This is a genomic window from Kluyvera ascorbata (assembly GCF_023195735.1).
GTDB lineage: Bacteria > Pseudomonadota > Gammaproteobacteria > Enterobacterales > Enterobacteriaceae > Kluyvera > Kluyvera ascorbata.
Genome location: NZ_CP096201.1, coordinates 4,049,453 through 4,070,027 on the forward strand (window position 1 = coordinate 4,049,453; position 20,575 = coordinate 4,070,027).

Annotated in this window: 19 protein-coding genes and 1 pseudogene; 5 read left to right on the top strand and 15 right to left on the bottom strand. The window is 54.7% G+C overall.

Annotation, left to right across the window (positions count from 1 at the left end; genetic code table 11):
• The first annotated feature begins 38 nt into the window (after window positions 1-38).
• The 3 genes from rcsF (at window position 39) to proS (ending at window position 2,979) form a co-directional block, all read left to right on the top strand.
• Window positions 39-443, top strand: coding sequence for an Rcs stress response system protein RcsF (gene rcsF, locus MY052_RS19440; protein WP_035891985.1), 405 nt, complete (start codon window positions 39-41; stop codon window positions 441-443).
• Entirely contained in the window at window positions 440-1,147 is a 708-nt protein-coding gene (gene tsaA / locus MY052_RS19445) for a tRNA (N6-threonylcarbamoyladenosine(37)-N6)-methyltransferase TrmO (RefSeq protein WP_202216432.1), read from the top strand. Before rcsF ends, tsaA begins: the two co-directional genes overlap by 4 nt.
• A 113-nt stretch (window positions 1,148-1,260) precedes the next feature.
• Window positions 1,261-2,979: a proline--tRNA ligase gene (proS, locus tag MY052_RS19450; RefSeq protein ID WP_035891983.1), complete on the top strand. Its 1,719-nt coding sequence runs from the start codon at window positions 1,261-1,263 to the stop codon at window positions 2,977-2,979.
• A 127-nt stretch (window positions 2,980-3,106) separates the two neighbouring features.
• Here proS and nlpE read toward each other — a convergent pair whose 3' ends face one another.
• From nlpE to MY052_RS19465, 3 genes are all read right to left on the bottom strand, one after another.
• Entirely contained in the window at window positions 3,107-3,772 is a 666-nt protein-coding gene (gene nlpE, locus MY052_RS19455) for an envelope stress response activation lipoprotein NlpE (RefSeq protein ID WP_420828648.1), read from the bottom strand.
• 72 nt (window positions 3,773-3,844) lie between these two features.
• Window positions 3,845-4,258, bottom strand: a complete 414-nt coding sequence (gene arfB, locus MY052_RS19460; RefSeq protein WP_035891981.1) for an alternative ribosome rescue aminoacyl-tRNA hydrolase ArfB — start codon at window positions 4,256-4,258, stop codon at window positions 3,845-3,847.
• Window positions 4,255-4,800, bottom strand: a complete 546-nt coding sequence (locus tag MY052_RS19465) for a YaeQ family protein (protein ID WP_202216437.1) — start codon at window positions 4,798-4,800, stop codon at window positions 4,255-4,257. The genes arfB and MY052_RS19465 overlap by 4 nt, the downstream gene beginning before the upstream one ends.
• 176 nt (window positions 4,801-4,976) lie before the next feature.
• On the opposite strand from MY052_RS19465, the gene MY052_RS19470 reads away from it, so the two are divergent.
• Together MY052_RS19470 and rof are read left to right on the top strand one after the other, a co-directional pair.
• Window positions 4,977-5,177, top strand: a complete 201-nt coding sequence (locus tag MY052_RS19470; RefSeq protein ID WP_035891979.1) for a YaeP family protein — start codon at window positions 4,977-4,979, stop codon at window positions 5,175-5,177.
• The gene (gene rof / locus MY052_RS19475; protein ID WP_035891978.1) at window positions 5,164-5,424 is read left to right on the top strand and encodes a Rho-binding antiterminator; all 261 of its coding nucleotides are present in this window, start codon (window positions 5,164-5,166) and stop codon (window positions 5,422-5,424) included. The genes MY052_RS19470 and rof overlap by 14 nt, the downstream gene beginning before the upstream one ends.
• A gap of 1 nt (window position 5,425) precedes the next feature.
• Here rof and tilS read toward each other — a convergent pair whose 3' ends face one another.
• The 12 genes and pseudogenes from tilS to skp form a co-directional block, all read right to left on the bottom strand.
• A complete protein-coding gene (tilS, locus tag MY052_RS19480) occupies window positions 5,426-6,742 on the bottom strand; it encodes a tRNA lysidine(34) synthetase TilS (protein WP_202218162.1) in 1,317 nt (438 codons plus the stop codon).
• Between the two features lie 63 nt (window positions 6,743-6,805).
• Window positions 6,806-7,195 carry a VOC family protein gene (locus MY052_RS19485; protein WP_035891977.1) on the bottom strand — a complete coding sequence of 130 codons (390 nt, stop codon included), beginning with the start codon at window positions 7,193-7,195 and terminating at the stop codon, window positions 6,806-6,808.
• A 62-nt stretch (window positions 7,196-7,257) separates the two neighbouring features.
• The gene (ldcC, locus tag MY052_RS19490; protein WP_248537669.1) at window positions 7,258-9,396 is read right to left on the bottom strand and encodes a lysine decarboxylase LdcC; all 2,139 of its coding nucleotides are present in this window, start codon (window positions 9,394-9,396) and stop codon (window positions 7,258-7,260) included.
• Between the two features lie 76 nt (window positions 9,397-9,472).
• Window positions 9,473-11,227: pseudogene (locus MY052_RS19495) on the bottom strand (glycoside hydrolase family 19 protein).
• Between the two features lie 180 nt (window positions 11,228-11,407).
• Complete coding sequence (gene accA / locus MY052_RS19500) at window positions 11,408-12,367, bottom strand: acetyl-CoA carboxylase carboxyl transferase subunit alpha (RefSeq protein ID WP_202216440.1); 960 nt, start codon at window positions 12,365-12,367, stop codon at window positions 11,408-11,410.
• Between the two features lie 12 nt (window positions 12,368-12,379).
• Window positions 12,380-15,862, bottom strand: coding sequence for a DNA polymerase III subunit alpha (gene dnaE / locus MY052_RS19505; protein WP_035891973.1), 3,483 nt, complete (start codon window positions 15,860-15,862; stop codon window positions 12,380-12,382).
• A gap of 36 nt (window positions 15,863-15,898) precedes the next feature.
• Window positions 15,899-16,495 carry a ribonuclease HII gene (gene rnhB, locus MY052_RS19510; protein ID WP_035891972.1) on the bottom strand — a complete coding sequence of 199 codons (597 nt, stop codon included), beginning with the start codon at window positions 16,493-16,495 and terminating at the stop codon, window positions 15,899-15,901.
• Window positions 16,492-17,640, bottom strand: coding sequence for a lipid-A-disaccharide synthase (gene lpxB / locus MY052_RS19515; protein WP_248537670.1), 1,149 nt, complete (start codon window positions 17,638-17,640; stop codon window positions 16,492-16,494). Before lpxB ends, rnhB begins: the two co-directional genes overlap by 4 nt.
• Window positions 17,640-18,428 (bottom strand): acyl-ACP--UDP-N-acetylglucosamine O-acyltransferase, encoded by a 789-nt coding sequence (lpxA, locus tag MY052_RS19520; RefSeq protein ID WP_035891970.1) that lies wholly within the window; start codon window positions 18,426-18,428, stop codon window positions 17,640-17,642. Before lpxA ends, lpxB begins: the two co-directional genes overlap by 1 nt.
• A gap of 3 nt (window positions 18,429-18,431) precedes the next feature.
• A complete protein-coding gene (gene fabZ, locus MY052_RS19525; protein ID WP_004145858.1) occupies window positions 18,432-18,887 on the bottom strand; it encodes a 3-hydroxyacyl-ACP dehydratase FabZ in 456 nt (151 codons plus the stop codon).
• A gap of 103 nt (window positions 18,888-18,990) precedes the next feature.
• The gene (lpxD, locus tag MY052_RS19530) at window positions 18,991-20,016 is read right to left on the bottom strand and encodes a UDP-3-O-(3-hydroxymyristoyl)glucosamine N-acyltransferase (RefSeq protein ID WP_123650808.1); all 1,026 of its coding nucleotides are present in this window, start codon (window positions 20,014-20,016) and stop codon (window positions 18,991-18,993) included.
• A 3-nt stretch (window positions 20,017-20,019) separates the two neighbouring features.
• Window positions 20,020-20,505, bottom strand: a complete 486-nt coding sequence (gene skp, locus MY052_RS19535; RefSeq protein ID WP_035891968.1) for a molecular chaperone Skp — start codon at window positions 20,503-20,505, stop codon at window positions 20,020-20,022.
• Between the last annotated feature and the right edge of the window lie 70 nt (window positions 20,506-20,575).

Below are 20,575 nucleotides of genomic sequence, written 5' to 3' on the forward strand. Positions count from 1 at the left end.
TAGCTCCCTGGTCTACCCTTTATGATAGAGGAATTACTATGCGTGCTTTACCGGTCTGTTTATTAGCGCTCCTGTTAGGTGGCTGTTCCATGCTAAACAGATCTCCTGTTGAACCTATTCAAAGCACTGCGACCCCCGCGAAAACGGAGACCGCGAAACCTAAAGCGCCACGCGCTACGCCGGTGAGAATTATCACCAACGCTGAAGATCTGGTCGGTAAGCCGTTCCGCGATCTGGGCGAAGTCTCCGGTGACTCATGCCAGGCCACTAATCAGGATTCTCCACCGAACATCCCAACGGCACGCAAGCGCATGCAGATCAACGCCTCTAAAATGAAGGCCAATGCGGTACTGCTGCACAGCTGTGAAGTCACCAGCGGCACGCCGGGTTGCTACCGTCAGGCGGTCTGCGTAGGTTCAGCCCTTAACGTTAGCGCGCAATGAGCCCATTCGTATTTGAACAAATAGGCGTTATCCGTTCTCCTTATAAAGAGAAGTTTGCCGTACCTCGCCAACCAGGGCTGGTCAAAAGCTGCAGCGGTGAGCTGCATCTATTGCCGCCCTACAACCAGGCCGACGCCGTGCGCGGCCTGGAAGCGTTCAGCCATTTGTGGGTACTGTTCGTCTTCCATCAGACGATGGAAGGCGGATGGCGTCCTACGGTACGGCCTCCTCGCCTCGGCGGAAACGCCCGTATGGGCGTGTTTGCCACGCGCTCAACCTTCCGCCCGAATCCCATCGGAATGTCGCTGGTTGAACTCCGGGGCGTTCGCTGCCACAAAGAACACGTCATCCTTGAACTAGGCGGGTTAGATTTAGTCGACGGCACGCCTGTTGTCGATGTAAAACCGTACCTACCGTTCGCCGAGTCGCTGCCAGACGCTCGAGCCAGCTACGCTCAGGATGCACCGCAAGCCAACGTTGACGTCACCTTCAGCGATGAGATTGCCCAGCAGCTTATCGGCCTGGAAAAGCGCTACCCGCATTTACGTCGGTTTATTGCCGAAGTACTGGCCCAGGACCCGCGTCCGGCCTATCGTAAGAACGAGGAAGAAGGAAAGACCTACGCCGTCTGGCTGCTCGATTTTAACGTCCGCTGGCGCGTAACGCCGTCAGGATTTGAGGTCTTTGCGCTGGAAGCCCGGTAATTTCACCGCGCTCTCTTTTGACATCCCTTTCTCGCTGGTAAACTAAATCACTTTTGTTTTTGTGCCAGGCTCGACTTGAGCCTGTTCGATCGTTCAACTGGAACCGTAACAACATGCGTACTAGCCAATACCTGCTCTCCACTCTGAAGGAGACACCTGCCGACGCCGAGGTTATCAGCCACCAGCTGATGCTGCGCGCCGGGATGATCCGCAAGCTGGCCTCCGGGTTATACACCTGGTTGCCGACCGGCGTGCGCGTCCTGAAAAAAGTCGAAAACATCGTGCGTGAAGAGATGAACAACGCCGGTGCTATCGAGGTGTTAATGCCGGTAGTTCAGCCTTCTGAACTGTGGGAAGAGAGCGGCCGTTGGGAACAGTACGGCCCGGAACTTCTGCGTATTGCAGACCGTGGCGATCGTTCATTCGTACTGGGTCCAACCCACGAAGAAGTCATCACCGACCTGATTCGTAACGAGCTGAGCTCATACAAACAGCTGCCGCTGAACTTCTATCAGATCCAGACCAAATTCCGTGACGAAGTACGCCCACGTTTTGGCGTGATGCGTTCCCGCGAATTCCTGATGAAAGACGCCTACTCTTTCCATACCTCTCAGGAATCCCTGCAGGAAACCTACGACGCGATGTACGCGGCCTACAGCAAAATCTTCAGCCGTATGGGTCTGGATTTCCGCGCAGTACAGGCTGACACCGGTTCTATCGGCGGTAGCGCTTCCCACGAATTCCAGGTGCTAGCGCAGAGCGGCGAAGACGATGTGATCTTCTCTGACTCTTCCGACTTCGCGGCAAACATCGAGTTCGCTGAAGCCGTGGCACCAAAAGAACCACGTGCGGCAGCAACGCAGGAAATGACGCTGGTTGATACGCCGAACGCGAAAACCATCGCCGAGCTGGTTGAGCAGTTCAACCTGCCAATCGAGAAAACCGTGAAAACCCTGCTGGTGAAAGCGGTGGAAGGCAGCAAGTCTCCGCTGGTTGCCCTGCTGGTTCGCGGCGATCACGAGCTGAACGAAGTCAAAGCAGAAAAACTGCCGCAGGTTGCGAGCCCGCTGACCTTCGCCACGGAAGAAGAAATTCGTGCGCTGGTGAAAGCTGGTCCAGGCTCACTCGGCCCAGTTAATATGCCAATTCCGGTGATTATCGACCGTACCGTCGCTGTGATGAGCGATTTCGCGGCTGGCGCTAACATCGACGGTAAGCACTACTTCGGCATCAACTGGGATCGCGACGTGGCGACGCCAGAAGTGGCTGACATTCGTAACGTTGTCGCTGGCGACCCGAGCCCAGACGGCAAAGGCACGCTGCTGATTAAACGCGGTATCGAAGTGGGCCACATCTTCCAACTGGGTACCAAGTACTCCGAAGCGATGAAGGCGTCTGTTCAGGGCGAAGATGGTCGTAACCAGACCCTGACCATGGGCTGCTACGGTATTGGTGTAACTCGCGTAGTTGCGGCAGCCATTGAACAGAACTTTGACGACCGCGGTATCGTATGGCCAGACGCTATTGCACCGTTCCAGGTTGCCATTCTGCCAATGAACATGCACAAGTCCTACCGCGTTCAGGAGCTGGCTGAGAAGCTGTACGCTGAACTGCGCGCACAGGGCATCGAAGTGCTGATGGACGACCGTAAAGAGCGTCCAGGCGTGATGTTCGCGGATATGGAGCTTATCGGTATTCCTCACACTATCGTGCTGGGCGACCGTAACCTCGACAACGACGATATCGAATACAAATACCGTCGTAACGGCGAGAAGCAGCTGATTAAAACCGGTGACATCGTTGATTACCTGGTGAAAGCTATTAAAGGCTAATCCGCTCGGTGCCTTCCCGGAGTCGGCGTTACCGCCTCGTCCGGGCTACAAAAAAGCCTCACATATACGTGAGGCTTTTTTATATCAATATGCTCTTGTACGACCGCCATCCGGCCTACAAACACCGTTACTTCGCGCTGGAACAGTCTTTACCCGGCGTAAATTTCCCGGCTTTATCGGTCGCCAGCGTTTTCACCATCGCGCCGGTATCCGGGTTCGGCTCAACGGTGAAGTGCCCGTCAACCACCAGCAGAATCGGCTTGCTGTCGCTGCCTTGTGCGGCGGCATAGTCACGCTCCAGCTGCGCGTTATTCGCTACTGCCACGCGCTGTCCGGTGGCGCAGTCGGTGAAGGTTGCCGCATCCGCCATATAGAAGTACATCCCGCGCATCGCCATTGGCGTGGTTGGCAGGCTGGCTTTCACCGGCTCCAGCGTATAGTTAAGTTTTGATTCAATCGGGTTACCCTCGCGATCGAGCATCTCCAGCTTCTCGCCCTTCGCGCGGTAGTAAGATTTCTCGCCTTCGCTATCGGTCAGCACCAGCTTATCAGCGGTACGCGCCCAGGTACCGTAGGAACCAAACGACGACGGTTCACGGCTCACGCCCTGATAGCGTTCGTTCATCACCCAGGTGCCGTCCTTTTCGAGGAACAACGAGGTTTCAATACCTTCACAATCGGCGCAAGGGATAACGCCACGCCAGCTTTGCTGCATCGGCGTTAACTCAGCCGCCTGAGTCGGTTTAAGCGTCTTCACTTCCGAATGGTTGCAACCGAAAAGCCCAAACAGCATCCCCGTAGCCGCAATGGCCAATATCGCTTTTTTCACCCTCAATTCCTTATTCTTATTACATCCACGTCCGGCTTAATAGCGAACTTTACCGCGCAAATTTTTCACTGAAGACTTTTGCGCTTTCGACGTCAGCCGCCGCTCCTTCGAAGCCCGGGTTGGGCGCGTCGGTCGTCGGCTTTTTTGTTCTGCGGTCAGCGTCTGGATAACCGCGACCAGGCGAGCTATCGCCGCTTCACGGTTCATTTCCTGACTGCGGTACTCCTGCGCCTTAATAATAATCACACCATCGGCAGAAATTAAGTGGTGGTTAGCTTCGAGCAGGCGCTCTTTATAATACTCTGGCAGGCTGGAAGCTCGGATGTCAAAACGCAGGTGAATCGCCGTCGAGGTCTTATTCACGTGCTGACCACCAGCCCCCTGCGCCCGGATGGCGGTAATCGTCAGCTCCGAGTCTGGGATACTCACCTGCCGGGAGATAACAATCATGCCGGCAGCTGCCACGGCGTCAGGTGAATTTCCAGATTATTCTGAGCGTCAGAAAGCCAGATTGCCCCTTCTTGAATGGTGGCCTGTAGCGTCATGGTGCGTTCTGCAAACGCGCTCAGTTTCGCTAGCTGTTCGTCGTCAAGATACCAAACCGCCAGGTTTTTAAAGCCCGCCATCTTGTTCTGATTTTGCTGCCACCAAATCTCTGCCGCACGACTATTGTAGGTGAATAACGCCACCTCTTGAGACAGACTGCAGGCTTTTTTAATTCGACGTTCATCCGGCAGACCGAGTTCAATCCACAAGTCGATGCCCATATGGTCGTTGCGCAGCCATACTTCCGGCTCGTCCTCAGAAGAAAGGCCGCGGGTAAACTGCAGACGTTCGTTCGCGTACTTAATCCACGCCAACAGGCGCAGCATCATGCGCTCCTGGGTTTCGGAAGGATGGCGAGCCAGCGTTAACGACGCGTCCAGAAACTGGTTTCGGTCGAGATCCGCGACGTTCACCACCGCCTTATAAATTGTTGCTTTCAGCGCCATGACTTCACTCCTGCGAAAAATGGGGCTCATTGTAGCGAAATCAGGGCCAAAAGGCTGTCCTGAATTGCATCCGCCGTCGCTCATCCCGCTGATAATGCTTAAATGAGTATGATATAGTCACCTTGCTAAACAGAGATTATCTTCATAGGCTTATTGAAGCGCAGACAGGAGGGCACGTGGGCAACTATTGTGAGTTGATTCGTCAACGCTACGCAGAGATTGCGAGCGGTGATTTGGGGTATATCCCGGATGCGCTAGGTTGTGTACTGAAGGTGTTGAACGATGTTGCGGCGGATAATGCCATTTCCGAATCAATCAGGGAAAAAGCCGCGTATGCGGCGGCAAACTTACTGGTGAGCGATTATGTCGATGAATGATACTTATCAACCCATCAATTGTGATGACTATGACAATCTTGAGCTCGCCTGCCAGCACCACCTCGTCCTGTCGCTGGAGCTGAAAGACGGCGAAGTGCTGCAAGCCAAGGCTCATGATCTGTTATCACGTAAAAACGTGGAATATCTGGTCGTTGATAGCGCGGGCGAACTGCGCGAACTGCGCCTCGACCGTATTACCAGCTTCAGCCACCCCGAAATCGGGACCGTGGTCGTTAGCGAATCATGATTCAATCACGGGCGGCATCGCTGCCCGTTTTATCCCACCTCAGCGCGATGCCCTTACCTGCTTCACACGTCCCGTCGACCGTGACAAAGACACCGACCGCCGTAATGAGCGTTTCACCATAAAATAGCAGCGGCGTGGTGTCGCGCAGCCAGGGCGGTACACCCAGTTCTTGCCAGATTTTCTTGAGCTTACGGCCACCGTGACGCCCGACAATATGCAGCATCCCCGGCGCTTTAAACCGCACGGAAACCAGCTCATCAGCTCGCGGCGAGCGAATATCGCCGCCAGCGGCGCAGTGCAGTTGACCTAGTTCCCCCGGCAGTACCAGCGGCATCGTGCGGTCAGCCCATTCCAGCACCGATTCTGTTTGCCTCTCCAGCGCCTTCACCCACCAAAGCTGCTGCTGATAGCGGCGAACCTCGAAGTTCCCCAGACGCAGGCAAGGCGTCGCGTCTTCCCGCGCCAGCGCCACCTCTTGCCACACCCTGGCTATCGTCTCACGCGAAGGCATCGGCGCACCGAGCCACGCCAGCCAGCGGCGCAAAATCGCCGCCCGTTTTGGCGCGCTCATCGTCATCATCGGTTCGATGGTCAACGTCCCGGCATCCGTACGCAGTCGCGCAAGCTCATCCGCCAGCAGTTCATCCAGCAACTGTTCCTGCTCAGCGCACAGCGCCGCGCTTCTGGCCGATGCTTCGGCAAAGTGGGGCCAGCGGGCGTTGAGTAACGGTAAGACGCGCAGACGCAGGAAATTACGATCATAGGCATCGTCCTGGTTGCTCTCATCCTCAATCCACGTCAGCGCATGCGTCTGCGCCCAGTGCAGCAACGCCGCACGGGTTTCATGTAACAGCGGACGAATCAACTGCGTGTCACCAAACGCCGCATACGTCGGCATAGCTGACAGTCCGGCGGGCCCACTACCGCGTTTAAGCGCTAACAGCAGGGTTTCGCTTTGATCGTCAAGATGCTGCGCCGTAAGCAGTACCTCTCCCGGGATAAGCGCCTCGCGAAAAGCCTGATAGCGCGCGGTTCGTGCTTCCGCCTCTAGCCCCAGACCGTTTTGCGCCAGGGTGACTCGTTCTACCACCAGTGGCACCTGCCATTGTGTACAAAGCCGCTGGCAATGCGCTACCCAGCTATCGGCGTTCTGACTAATGCCGTGATGGATATGGACCGCGCGCAACGAAATGGATGGCTCCTGCTGACGCCAGCAGACCAGTTGATGCAACAGTACCGTTGAATCAAGGCCACCGCTGAATGCCACCAGAAACTGGCGGTGCGGTGAGAGTCGTTGCGCGAGCGAAGATATTGTCATGGGGATGTCGTCATCAGAAAGATAGCCCGGCACGTTACCGGGCCGGGCGCTCACAGGCAAGCCTTACTGCTGGTATAGCTCCAGCGGCAGGCCGTCTGGGTCATTGAAAAAGGTAAAACGCTTATCGGTAAACGGGTCGATACGGATCGCTTCACAAGCGACACCATGCGCCTCAAGGTGCGCCACCGCCACATCGATATCATCGACGCTGAACGCCAAATGGCGCAGGCCACAGGCTTCCGGGCGGCTGGGGCGCGCTGGCGGGAACGGGAAAGAGAACAGCTCAATCACATATTGACCGTTTAGCGCCAGGTCGCCTTTCCATGAATCGCGTTCATGTCGATAAACTTCGCTTTGCAGCGTAAAACCAAGAATATCGCAGTAGAAGGATTTACTCTTAGCGTAATCGGTCGCAATAATGGCAATGTGATGAATCTGTTTTAATCCCAACATCGTTTCTCTCCGTTAACCGTATCTCAGCACGTTACCCGCGCAGGTCGTTATCACGCAACCCCTCAATGGTTTTTTAGGACTCTCACACGGTAGACGCCGTTTTCATCGCGTTTTGCACCGTGGATATCGGTTTCAAAGCCCGGATAATGTCGCCCAACGGAGCAGAGCATCAGCAGGAAGTCGAGCACAGAACGACTCTCTTCCGTAATCATCTCACCCGGCATCAACAGCGGTACGCCCGGCGGGTACGGCAGGATCATATTGGCCGAAACACGCCCGACCAGATCTTCCAGCGCCACCGTTTCCACCTCGCCTTTGATCTGTTTCTGCCACGCCCGATGCGGCGTGAGCTTCATCTCTGGCAGCACGTCAAAGGCGCGCAGCATCAAGCGCGGAAGATCGTGCTGGCGAATCAGGCGATGGATCCCCTGCGCCAGATCCTGGATACGCATATTGCGATAGAAGTCAGGATCTTCAGCGTAGAGATCCGGCAGCATGTTCTTCACTCGCAGGTTCAGATCGTAGGCGCGCTTAAACTCGGTGAGACCACGCAGCAGCCCCATCGCGCGGGTTTTATCGATCCCAATGCTAAACAAGAACAGCAGGTTATACGGCCCGGTCTTTTCGACGACCACGCCGTGTTCATCAAGGTACTTCGCCACCAGCGCTGCCGGAATACCCTCATCGCTCATGTTGCCCTGTTCATCCATTCCCGGCGTAAGGATTGTCACCTTCACCGGATCGAGGAACATATGGTCGGCATCGGCATCGCTAAAACCGTGCCACTCTTCACCCGGGGAAACCGGCCAGCACTCCGCTTCGTCGATGGCTTCCGGCTGCCAGATATCAAAGAACCAGCTGTCCGACTCTTCGCGCAGGCGCTGAACCTCTTTGCGGAAATGCAGCGCACGCTCCACCGAGCGGTTAATCAGGCGTTTACCGGGGTTACCGCGCAGCATAGCTGCCGCCGTCTCTATTGAGGCGATAATCGGGTAGCTTGGCGAGGTGGAGGTGTGCATCATAAAGGCTTCGTTGAAGGTATCTTCGTCGTAGTCGCCCTTAATGTGGATTAACGAGGCCTGCGACAGCGCCGCCAGCATCTTGTGCGTAGATTGCGTTTCGAAGAAGACCTTGCCGGGCACCCGCTCACCGCTCATGCCGCTTTTACCCTGATAGATGGGATGGAAGTGGGTATACGGTACCCAGGCCGAATCGAAGTGAATCGACGGCACGTCCAGCGTCTGTTTGATCCAGTTGGTGTTATACAGCAGACCGTCGTAGGTTGAGTTGGTGATAACCGCATGCACCGGCCACTCGGCGCCGTCGGTACTGTTCACCTTCTGCTGCAGGCTGTCGCGGGTAAACTCGCGCTTCGGAATGCCGCCAAGTATCCCCAACGCGTTGCGCGTTGGTTTCAGCCACAGCGGCACAACGTCGTTCATCATCAGCAGGTGCGCCAGCGACTTATGGCAGTTACGGTCAATCAGCAGCGTGCTGCCGCTCGGAGCGGCGTACATGCCAACGATTTTGTTCGAGGTTGAGGTGCCGTTGGTCACCATATAGCTCTGCTCGGCACCAAAGGTGCGGGCGATATACTCTTCGGCCTCAAGGTGCGGCCCGGTGTGATCCAGCAGTGAGCCCAGTTCGGTGACGGAAATCGACACGTCGGCCTTCAGCGTATTCGCGCCGAAGAAATCATAGAACAGGCAGCCTACCGGGCTTTTCTGGTAAGCCGTACCGCCCATGTGTCCGGGCGTACAGAAAGTGTATTTGCCTTCCGTGACGTAGGTAAACAGCGCTTTGGTGAACGGCGGCGTGATGTTATCGAGGTATTCGTCGGTATACTGGCGGATGCGCGTGGCGATATCGTCGGCCTGGCCCAGCGCATATTCAAAGAACCACAGCGCCATACGCATGTCGTGCGCGCTGACGTCCATCGTCGAGTGGTTATTGATAAAGGCGTAGAGCGGCAGATACTCATTAAGCTGATTTATCTCACCGCAGAGATCGACGCTGTATTCGTCCCAGTCAAAAATCACGCCGCTGATACGCGGGTTGTGTTCGATAAACTTCAGCAGATCGGCGCTGTTCTGTGGCCAGATAATCTGAAACCCCTGATGCTGTAGCGCACGTTCGAGTTCCTTAATGGGCTCATCTTTATAAAAGACGCCATGCGGTCCCATGATGGCAATGATATTCATGCGTTCCTCCTGGAAAAACCTGAGGTAAGCATAGTAACAATCCTGCCAGTGCATAGCACTGACAGGATTTTTTAGATTAAAGCGCCTTCCAGGCATCTCCCCATGCAAACCCCACGCCCGGTTCATAATAGCTTGGGCTGGAGTTACACCAGGCACCGTCTGGCAGTGGCTTACATTGATACAGTGCGCCGTTGTTATTCACAATATCACCCGCCGACCAGGTGGTTGCACTGTTCCAGACTGGATAGGTTACATCCGCACCCTGCTCACCAGAGGATTTCGCTTTTACGTTCAGCGTATACTCCGTCGTGTCAGAAAGTGTGCCATCACTTACCTTCAGGTTGATCACATACTGGCTATCTTTTGTCACTTCTGGTGCCGTGAACGTCACCACGGACTTATCTTCACCACTGACGGTTTGACCATCCTGAGACATCCAGGTATAGGTCAGTTTATCGCCATTAGCGTCGCTAGAATCCGCTGCGCTCAACGATACCTGGGCACCCGCCTCAACGGCGCCGACCGGCCCCGAAATATGCGCGACAGGTGCGACATTTTCAGCAGGCGTTGGAGTTGGTTTAGTGCTGTCCTCTGATTTACCAGAATCATCTACTACGTTAACGTTAAAATACTTCTGTACGCACTTCGTGTAGTCGCCTTCTTTAAACGCGGTGAAAGGCGTCTGATAACCGACCAACTGACAAGAATAGGTTTTACCGTCAGGTGTATCCGCACTCCATCCCCAATCTTCTTCCCAGTAGATAGGCAGGGCACCAGCGCCACCTTAGTCAAACTGCTTCATGTTCTTACAGCCGAGGACCTCATCGTCGGCAACCGGCACTTTCAGATAGTTGGCAAACTCTTTGTAGTAAGCGATACGGTTAAGAGACTGAGCATTCTCTTCTGCCCCGCCGCACTCTACGCCACCGTTGATAATCTGAATAGTCACGCCAAATCCGTCAACCAGGCCATTAGCTTTATCATGGTCATTAGGCTGCCAGGTGCCGTCGATAACATGCAGCATGGATGGTTTTGGAGGCTGTGGGTAAACGAAGAAGAATACCGCACTTGCCAGGTTCATCCAGGTGTCTGCCACCAGTTCCGGTTTATCCAGCAGAGGACGAACGTCACCACCGTACATGGCATCCGAGAACGGACCATAGTTATAGTTATAGGAAAGCTGTTTTGCACCGCGACCAAAGTAGCTCAGGTAGTCGCCGTCTTTATCTGTGCCGCAAGGCCAGGTCTGTCCCTGCCAGATATCAGGATTACATTCGCCGTTGTAGCCGCCTTTTTGCCCTTCAACCCAACCGACTTCACGCAGATAAACCAAAGCCTGACGCCACTCTGGAATATCGCGCCAGCTTTCATGGCCACCGGTTTCCTGTGCAAAGTGCGCAAACATTGTCGCCAGAGATTTCCGGCAAATGGCATCACTATCACGCCCATCAGTATAGGTCCCGCATACCGCTGGGAATTTGCCAATGGCTTTCAGAAAATTACTGTACGTGTATTCCGATGCCCGCATCGGGAACAGAAAATCCCAGTCCTGTTCTGAAATAACGCTTTCTACGCGTTTAACGTTTTCCGGATTGGCCGCCCGACCGGGTTCAATCTTCTCGACTTCACTGTTTGCCAGTGTCGCGATGGAGGATTTAACTGCGTTCATTAACGGGAAATCCGTTAATGATTTCTCTTTTGCCGCCAGGTCACTGGCATTAATGGTATAGAGCTCACTGCTACTCAGCAAAGACGCAGCATGTGCGCCAGATAAACTAAAAATAATCCCTGCAGCAACGGCGCCTACCGCCATTTTTTTTCGCATTGCCATATCTATTCTCCTTGAGTGTTATGTCTAACCAGCCGGAAACGCATCGCTGGCCGTACTAACAATTTCAAGGATGAATGGCTCAAACCCTCAATCACAATGGCTCATTGCCATCTCATTTTTTCTCACAAAAAAAAGAGGCCGGATTATTATCCGGCCTCTTACAGAATGTGTTGCGGTTAATTATGCGTAACCGTAGCTCATCAGACGCTGATAACGACGGTTAAGCAGGTCTTCTTTGCTCAGTACGTCGAGATCCGCGAGGTCAGCCAACAGCTGCGCCTTCAGGGATGCCGCCATCACCTCTGGGTTGCGGTGTGCGCCGCCCAGCGGTTCTGGAACGATAGCGTCGATAAGCTTCAGCTCTTTCAGACGCGGTGCGACAATGCCCATGGCTTCAGCAGCCAGCGGCGCTTTGTCCGCGCTTTTCCACAGAATGGAAGCACAGCCTTCCGGAGAGATAACGGAATAGGTGCTGTACTGCAGCATATTCACTTTATCGCCCACACCGATAGCCAACGCGCCGCCGGAGCCGCCTTCGCCGATAACGGTACAGATGACCGGTACGCTCAGGCGAGACATCTCACGCAGGTTGCGGGCGATAGCTTCAGACTGACCGCGCTCTTCTGCGCCCACGCCAGGGTATGCACCCGGGGTGTCGATGAAGGTGATGATAGGCATATTGAAACGCTCAGCCATCTCCATCAGACGCAGGGCTTTACGGTAGCCTTCCGGCGCTGGCATGCCGAAGTTACGACGGATTTTCTCTTTGGTTTCGCGACCTTTCTGATGACCAATGATCATCACCGGACGACCGTCCAGACGTGCGATACCGCCGACGATAGCTTTATCGTCAGCATAGGCGCGATCGCCCGCCAGTTCGTCAAATTCATCAAACGCCAGGCGGACATAATCCAGGGTGTACGGGCGCTGCGGATGGCGCGCCAGTTGGGCTACCTGCCATGCGCCGAGATCGGCAAAGATTTTGCGCGTCAGCTCTACGCTTTTTTCACGCAGACGATGCACTTCTTCGTCGATATTAATATCCAGTTTCTCATCCTGACGGCTAACCGCAGTCAGAGAATCGATTTTCGCTTCCAGCTCTGCAATCGGCTGTTCAAAATCAAGGAAATTCAGACTCATAGTATTCCTGTATTAGTCAAACTCCAGTTCCACCTGCTCCGAACCGATGAGGCCACGCAGATCGTTGAGTAAACGATCGCTCGGAGAGACACGCCAGGTTGCACCGAAACGCAACCGCGCACGTGCATCCGCCCTCTGATAGTAGAGATGTACTGGAATGGTTCCCGAACGATGGGGTTCCAGAGACTGACGGAGTCGGTTTAAAAGCTGGTCATCAATTTGCCTGTCCGTCAGCGAGATAGCAAGCCCGCGAGCGTATTTTTCCCGGGCTTCGTCAATGTCCATCACTTCGCGGGCCATCATTTTAAGGCCGCCGCTGAAGTCATCAAAGCTGACCTGTCCGCTGACGATAAGTATGCGGTCGTTTTCCAGCAGATGCTGGTATTTTTCCAGGGCTTCGGTGAATAACATCACTTCTAGCCGTCCGGATCGGTCATCCAGGGTGCAGATACCGATACGATTGCCTCTCTTGGTGACCATAACCCTTGAGGCAATCACGAGCCCCGCAGCCGTGGTCACTTTACCACGTTCTGTCGGATGCATGTCTTTTAGGCGATAGCCGCCGACATAGCGCTCAATTTCTTTAAGATACTGGTTAATCGGGTGACCCGTTAAGTATAAACCTAACGTTTCACGCTCACCTTCCAGTACCGTGTGTTCAGGCCAGGGCATGCAGTTCGCGTACGACTGCTCAATTTGCTCCGGCTCTTCCGCCAACACGCCGAACATATCCGCCTGACCAATAGCTTCTGCTTTCGCGTGCTGGTCAGCCGCTTTTAACGCATCGCCCAGCGAATTCATCAGCGCGGCGCGGTGTGGGCCAAGGCGGTCGAACGCCCCGGACATAATCAATTTTTCCAGCACCCGACGGTTAAGCTTTTTCGTATCGGTGCGCGCACAAAGGTCAAACAGCTCGCGGAAATAGCCACCGTTATTACGCGCTTCGATAATGGCTTCGATTGGGCCTTCGCCCACGCCTTTAATGGCGCCGATACCATACACGATTTCCCCGTCATGATTAACGTGGAAATGATATAAACCGGAATTGATATCCGGCGGCAGGATTTTTAGCCCCATTCGCCAGCATTCATCCACCAGCCCGACCACCTTCTCGGTGTTATCCATATCGGCAGTCATTACCGCCGCCATAAACTCGGCCGGATAGTGCGCTTTCAGCCACAGCGTCTGATAGGACACTAAAGCATAAGCAGCGGAGTGCGATTTGTTAAACCCGTAACCGGCGAATTTCTCTACCAGGTCGAAGATTTTCATCGCCAGTTCGCCGTCAACACCGCGACTTTTCGCCCCTTCTTCGAAGGTGCCGCGCTGCTTGGCCATCTCTTCCGGCTTTTTCTTACCCATTGCACGACGCAGCATATCCGCGCCGCCGAGGGTATAGCCGGAAAGCTCCTGGGCAATCTGCATAACCTGTTCCTGATACAGGATAATGCCGTAGGTTGGCTCCAGTACTGGTTTCAGACATTCGTGCTGCCACTGTACGTCTGGGTATGAGATCTCTTCACGCCCGTGCTTACGGTCGATAAAGTTATCTACCATCCCCGACTGCAGCGGGCCCGGACGGAACAGGGCCACCAGCGCGATCATATCTTCGAAGCAGTCAGGCTGCAGACGTTTAATCAGATCTTTCATGCCGCGGGATTCAAGCTGGAAGACCGCGGTGGTCTCCGAGCGCTGCAGCATATCAAAGCTTTTCTTATCGTCGAGCGGAATGGCCGCGATATCCAGCGGCGGCTCGCCGTTACGCTCACGACGGGCGTTGATCATCTCCAGCGCCCAGTTAATGATGGTAAGCGTACGCAGGCCGAGGAAGTCAAACTTCACAAGCCCCGCGTATTCCACATCGTTCTTATCGAACTGAGTAACCGGGTGCAGGCCCTGCTCGTCACAGTACAGTGGCGCAAAATCGGTAATTTTGGTTGGTGCGATAACCACGCCACCAGCGTGTTTACCGGCGTTTCGGGTGACCCCTTCCAGCTTACGCGCCATGTCTATCAGCGCGCGAACTTCTTCATCCGCCTCGTAAATTTCCGGCAGTTGCGGTTCAACTTCAAACGCTTTCGCCAGCGTCATGCCCGGATCGGGCGGCACCAGCTTGGAGATGCGGTCAACGAAGCCGTACGGGTGACCCAGTACGCGGCCTACGTCGCGGATAACCGCTTTCGCCGCCATGGTACCGAAGGTGATAATCTGCGATACCGCATCACGTCCGTACATCTCCGCCACGTGCTCAATAACCTGGTCGCGTTTCTCCATGCAGAAGTCGACGTCGAAGTCGGGCATTGAGACACGTTCCGGGTTAAGGAAACGTTCGAACAGCAGGTCGAGTTCGAGCGGATCAAGGTCGGTAATTTTCAGCGCATAGGCCACCAGTGAGCCCGCACCGGAACCACGTCCCGGCCCTACCGGTACGCCGTTATCTTTTGACCACTGGATAAACTCCATTACGATCAGGAAGTAGCCAGGGAACCCCATCTGGTTGATAACTTTGAGTTCAACGTCGAGACGTTCGTCATATTCCGGGCGGCGTTTGGCGCGCTCTTCCGGATCCGGGAACAGGAACTCAAGACGCTCCTCCAGCCCCTCTTTCGACTTCGCCACGAGGAAGTCCTCGGTGGTCATATCGCCGGTCGGGAACTGCGGCAGGAAGTACTCACCCAGACGCACCGTCACGTTGCAGCGTTTAGCTATCTCAACGGTGTTTTCCAGCGCTTCCGGGATGTCGGAGAACAGCTCGCACATCTCCTCTTCGCTGCGCATATACTGCTGCGCAGAGTAGTTGCGCGGACGCTTTGGATCGTCGAGGGTAAAACCATCGTGGATGGCGACGCGAATTTCGTGCGCGTCGAAATCTCCCGGCTCGAGGAAGCGTACATCGTTAGTCGCCACCACCGGCAGACCGCGCGTTTCCGCGAGCTCCACCGCCGCATGCAGGTACGACTCTTCATCCTGGCGGCCGGTACGGATCAGCTCAAGGAAATAACAGTTTGGGAAATGTTCTTCATAAAAACCAACGCACTGCTCCACCAGCGCCATATTACCGCGCAGCAGGGCACGCCCGACGTCACCCATACGGCCGCCGGACAGCAAAATAAGCCCCTCTTTCAGCTCAAGTAGCCAGTCACGATCGATGATCGGACCGGCCGCGCCGTAGCCGCGCTGATAGGCTTTAGAGATCAGCAGCGTCAGGTTCTGGTAGCCGGTGTTATTGGCCGCCAGCACCGTTAAATGGGTAAGTTCGTCGCCGAACAGTTCGCTCTGCACGTTAAAATCCGCACCGACGATCGGCTTGATCCCTGCGCCATGGCCCGCTCCGTAGAACTTCACCAGGCCGCACAGGTTAGTAAAATCGGTGATCGCCAGTGCAGGCATGCCAAGCGCGGCCGCCTTTTTCACCAGCGGCCCGGTTTTTGCCAACCCATCGATCATGGAGTAGTCGCTATGCACCCGCAGGTGCACGAAACGTGGTTCAGCCATCTTTAGATTCCGGTTTACTTATTCACGACACACGAATCAGGACGCAAGTCCCAGTGCACGTTTGACGGGAGCAAAGCTGCGTCGATGATGTTCGGTAGCGCCATATTGCGCCAGCGCTTCCAGATGGAAAGCGGTTGGATAGCCCTTATGCTGGGCAAAACCGTACTGCGGAAACACTTTATCCAGCTCGGTCATCTCAGCATCTCGCGTCACTTTAGCGAGAATAGACGCCGCGCTGATTTCCGCCACTCGGCTATCGCCTTTCACCACCGCCATGGATGGCATTGGCAGCGCCGGACAGCGGTTGCCGTCAATCAGCACATATTCCGGCGGGATAGAGAGCCCGGCAACGGCACGCTGCATCGCCAGCATGGTGGCATGCAGAATGTTCAGTTCGTCGATTTCATGCGGCTCCGCGCGGCCAAGGCTCCAGCACAGCGCTTTTTCTTTGATTTCGTCAAACAGCGCCAGACGGCGTTTTTCGCTCAGCTTCTTGGAGTCGTTCAGGCCGACAATCGGGCGAGCAGGGTCGAGTATGACCGCCGCAGTCACCACCGCGCCAATCAGCGGGCCGCGACCGACTTCATCCACCCCCGCCACTAAATGGGTGTGGGGATATTCAAATTCAATCATTGTGCAAGCTCCAGCACCGCATCTGCCGCCTGTTCATCCGCATTACAGCGAATTTGCAGGTGCAGGTCGCGGAAGGTATCGTGCATCGCGTGGCTGGTCTTACCGTTTGCCAGCAACGGCTGCAACGCATCGGCTAGCGCCTGCGGCTGACACTCATCCTGCAGCAACTCTTTCACCAGCTCACGGCCGGCAAGCAGATTCGGCAGGGAAACGTAGTCGGTTTTCACCAGACGCTGAGCCAGCCAGAAGGTAAACGGCTTCATGCGATAGCCGACGACCATCGGACATTTTGCCAGCATACATTCTAGCGCCGCCGTCCCGGATGCCAGCAATGCGGCATCGCTAGCGATCATTGCTTCGCGCGCCATGCCGTCCAGCATATGCACGGAAAGATCCGGCGCCACGTCGGCCTTGATACGTTCAAACTGCTCGCGACGTTTTGCATTCACCAGCGGCACCACCACTTCAAGGTCGGGGTACCGCTGACGCAACAGTTGTGCCGTTTTTAAAAAGTCAGCGCTGAGCATTTCCACTTCGGCACCGCGGCTGCCGGGTAACAGCGCCAGACAGTGCACGTCGTGGGCGATACCCAGCGTATCCCGGGCGGCGTTTTTATCGGGGTCGAGCGGCATGGCATCTGCCATGGTATGACCGATAAAGCGACACGGGACGTTAAATTTGTCATAAAACGCTTTTTCAAAAGGCAGAAATGCGAGTACCAGGTCGGTAGCTCTGCCAATTTTGAAGACGCGTTTCTGTCGCCAAGCCCAGACGGACGGACTGACGTAGTGGATGGTTTTAATGCCCTGTTTCTTAAGGTTGCCCTCAAGGGTGATATTGAAATCGGGGGCATCAATGCCGACAAAGACGTCGGGCTTGAGATCGGTAAAGCGTTTGGTCAGGTCAGCGCGAATGTGCAGCAGACGACGCAGTCGCCCCAGCACTTCAACGATGCCCATCACCGCCAGCTCTTCCATTTCGTACCAGGCTTCACAACCTTCAGCCTGCATACGCGGACCCGCAACGCCAACAAAACGGGCGTTGGGAACTCGCGCCTTGAGGGCGCGAATCAGACCTGCACCAAGAATATCGCCGGAGGTTTCTCCGGCGACCAGGGCAATCGTTAGCGGACGCTGCTCAATCATTAACGAATCAGGCCACGCGTAGAGCGGGCGAAGAAATCGCTGAATGGTTGAACTTCCGGGTACTGCTTCGCCAGTTCGGCGATTTCCGGTTTAGCTTCGTCCAACGTTTTGCCACTGCGGTACAACGCTTTATAGGCGTTGCGGATCGCGGTGATCGCTTCGCGGCTAAAGCCACGACGCTTCAGGCCTTCGATGTTGACGCCAAACGGCGTCGCGTGGTTGCCCTGAGCAATAACGTACGGAGGCACATCCTGAGCAACGCCAGAACAGCCGCCGACCATCACGTGCGCACCAATAATGCAGAACTGGTGCACTGCGGTCATGCCGCCGATGATAACAAAATCATCCAGCGATACGTGACCCGCGAGCGTCGCGTTATTGGCCAGGATACAGCGGTTACCTACGGTACAATCGTGCGCTACGTGAGCGTTGATCATCAGTAGGTTATCGCTGCCCACCTTCGTCAATCCACCGCCCTGTTCTGTGCCACGATGAATGGTGACGCTTTCGCGGATGCGGTTGCGATCGCCAATTTCCACGCGAGTCGGTTCACCAGCATATTTCAGGTCCTGGTTAACTTCCCCGATAGAGGCGAACTGATAGATCTCATTATCACGACCAATAGTGGTATGGCCGTTAACAACAACGTGAGACTTCAGTACGGTGCCTTCGCCGATAACGACGTTTGGCCCCACAATACAAAACGGACCAATGTGGGCGTTAGCGCCGATAACGGCACCGTCTTCCACAATGGCGGTAGGATGGATAAAGGCGGTTTTATCAATCACGGATCAGGCCTCCCGGCTACGCGCACACATCATCGTCGCTTCGCAAACTACTTTACCGTCTACCAGCGCAACGCCTTTAAAGCGAGTCAGGCCACGGCGAGTTTTCTCGAAGGTGACTTCCATAATCATCTGATCGCCAGGCACGACAGGACGCTTGAAGCGCGCTTCATCGATACCAGCAAAGTAGTACAGCTCGCCAGGCTCCAGTTTACCAACGCTTTTAAACGCCAGAATACCGGTTGCCTGAGCCATCGCTTCCAGAATCAGCACGCCCGGTAAAATCGGTTTGCCAGGGAAGTGGCCCTGGAAAAACGGCTCATTTACGGAAACATTTTTCACTGCGCGCAGAAAACGACCTTCTTCAAAATCCAGCACGCGGTCTACCAGTAAGAACGGGTAGCGGTGTGGCAGAAGTTCTAAAATCTCTTCAATGTGCAGAGTATGAGTGTCAGTAGTCAAAATACTCTTCCTGTCAAAATATACTAAGGGGCAATAATAACACGGCCTGCCGGATTACAAGAATGCCGACAGGCCGGAAAGTATCATGCGATACAGATGAAAATTAGTCTTGATTATCAAGCTTGCGTTCAACAGCTTTGAGACGCTTGCTCATTTCATCAATATTCATCACCAGCGCGGCAGTTTTGCGCCATGCCTTATTAGGCTGGAGCGGGATACCTGACGAGTAAACGCCAGGTTCGGTAATTGGACGCATAACCATGCCCATACCGGTTACTGTCACTTTGTCGCAGATTTCCATGTGACCGTTGATGACGCTGGCACCGCCAATCATGCAGTAACGGCCAATTTTCAGGCTGCCGGCCATAATAACACCGCCAGCAACCGCGGTATTGTCGCCAATCACCACGTTGTGCGCAATCTGGCACTGGTTATCAATGATAACACCGTTGCCGATCTGTGTATCATCCAGCGCACCGCGGTCGATCGTTGTACAGGCGCCGATCTCTACGCGATCGCCAATAATGACGCGACCAAGCTGAGGGATCTTCACCCAATTTCCACGATCGTTGGCGTAGCCAAAACCATCCGCGCCAATGACGGTGCTGGATTGGATCAGGCAATTCTCACCGATCTCGACTTCGTGGTAAATGGTGACGTTTGCCCACAGACGTGAACCTGCGCCAATTTTCGTTTTTTTACCAACGAAACACCCCGCCCCAATCACAACGTTATCACCGAGCACAACGTCAGACTCAATCACCGCATTCGGACCGATGGAGACGTTGTTACCGAGTACCGCAGACGGACTAATCACCGCGCTCGGAGCGATATCCTGTGCTGGCTGTGGCGTGGTATCTAAAATTTGAGCCATACGTGCGTAAGTCAGGTAGGGATTCTTCACTACCAACGCAGCGCCTTTGGCAAAAGGCAGTAATTCTTGCGTCAGGACAATCGCCGACGCTTCGCACGCAGACAGGTGATCACGGTACTTAGGATTAACCAAGAACGTGATATGGCCCGCTTTAGCGGATTGCATGGACGCGACAGCGGTGATGACGATATCGCCATCACCGTGTAATTCCGCATCCAACTGCTGAGCTAAGTCAGCCAGTCGAATTGAAGGCATTACTTATTTAACCTGTTTCAGTACATCAGCGGTGATGTCTTTTACATCGCTGCTGTTGAATGCAACGGCGTTAGCATCAACTACCAGGTCAATGCTCTGGCTTGCAGCAACGGATTTCACAGCAGTCTGGATACGAGTAACCAGTTTGCCACGTTCTTCGTTGGTGCGACGCTGACGGTCCTGTTCAAAGGACTGCGCTTTCTGAGAGAAAGTCTGACGCTGGGAAGTGATGTCTTTTTCCAGCTTGGTGCGATCGGCACCTGCTTTCATAGACTGCAGACGCTGCATTTTAGACTGCAGATCACCTTCCATGCGCTGAAGTTCGCCAGCACGGCCTTTGAATTCGTTTTCCAGGGTGCTGGAAACGCCCGTTTTCTGTGCAACTTGCTGGAACAGGCTACCCATATTAACAATTGCAATTTTATCTGCTGCTTGAGCAGATGCAGCCATTGCTAAACCCAGACCTGCAGCGACTAACCACTTTTTCACAATAATACTCCTTACCATCCCATATGTACCCGAGGGTACTGTTCTTTTGGTGGCCGAAGCCACCTTGACG

Coding starts and splice junctions, on each gene's coding strand:
- rcsF (WP_035891985.1), top strand. CDS start 39: ATGCGTGCTTTACCGGTCTGTTTATTAGCGCTCCTGTTAGGTGGCTGT.
- tsaA (WP_202216432.1), top strand. CDS start 440: ATGAGCCCATTCGTATTTGAACAAATAGGCGTTATCCGTTCTCCTTAT.
- proS (WP_035891983.1), top strand. CDS start 1,261: ATGCGTACTAGCCAATACCTGCTCTCCACTCTGAAGGAGACACCTGCC.
- nlpE (WP_420828648.1), bottom strand. CDS start 3,772: ATGCTGTTTGGGCTTTTCGGTTGCAACCATTCGGAAGTGAAGACGCTT.
- arfB (WP_035891981.1), bottom strand. CDS start 4,258: ATGATTGTTATCTCCCGGCAGGTGAGTATCCCAGACTCGGAGCTGACG.
- MY052_RS19465 (WP_202216437.1), bottom strand. CDS start 4,800: ATGGCGCTGAAAGCAACAATTTATAAGGCGGTGGTGAACGTCGCGGAT.
- rof (WP_035891978.1), top strand. CDS start 5,164: ATGTCGATGAATGATACTTATCAACCCATCAATTGTGATGACTATGAC.
- tilS (WP_202218162.1), bottom strand. CDS start 6,742: ATGACAATATCTTCGCTCGCGCAACGACTCTCACCGCACCGCCAGTTT.
- MY052_RS19485 (WP_035891977.1), bottom strand. CDS start 7,195: ATGTTGGGATTAAAACAGATTCATCACATTGCCATTATTGCGACCGAT.
- ldcC (WP_248537669.1), bottom strand. CDS start 9,396: ATGAATATCATTGCCATCATGGGACCGCATGGCGTCTTTTATAAAGAT.
- accA (WP_202216440.1), bottom strand. CDS start 12,367: ATGAGTCTGAATTTCCTTGATTTTGAACAGCCGATTGCAGAGCTGGAA.
- dnaE (WP_035891973.1), bottom strand. CDS start 15,862: ATGGCTGAACCACGTTTCGTGCACCTGCGGGTGCATAGCGACTACTCC.
- rnhB (WP_035891972.1), bottom strand. CDS start 16,495: ATGATTGAATTTGAATATCCCCACACCCATTTAGTGGCGGGGGTGGAT.
- lpxB (WP_248537670.1), bottom strand. CDS start 17,640: ATGATTGAGCAGCGTCCGCTAACGATTGCCCTGGTCGCCGGAGAAACC.
- lpxD (WP_123650808.1), bottom strand. CDS start 20,016: ATGCCTTCAATTCGACTGGCTGACTTAGCTCAGCAGTTGGATGCGGAA.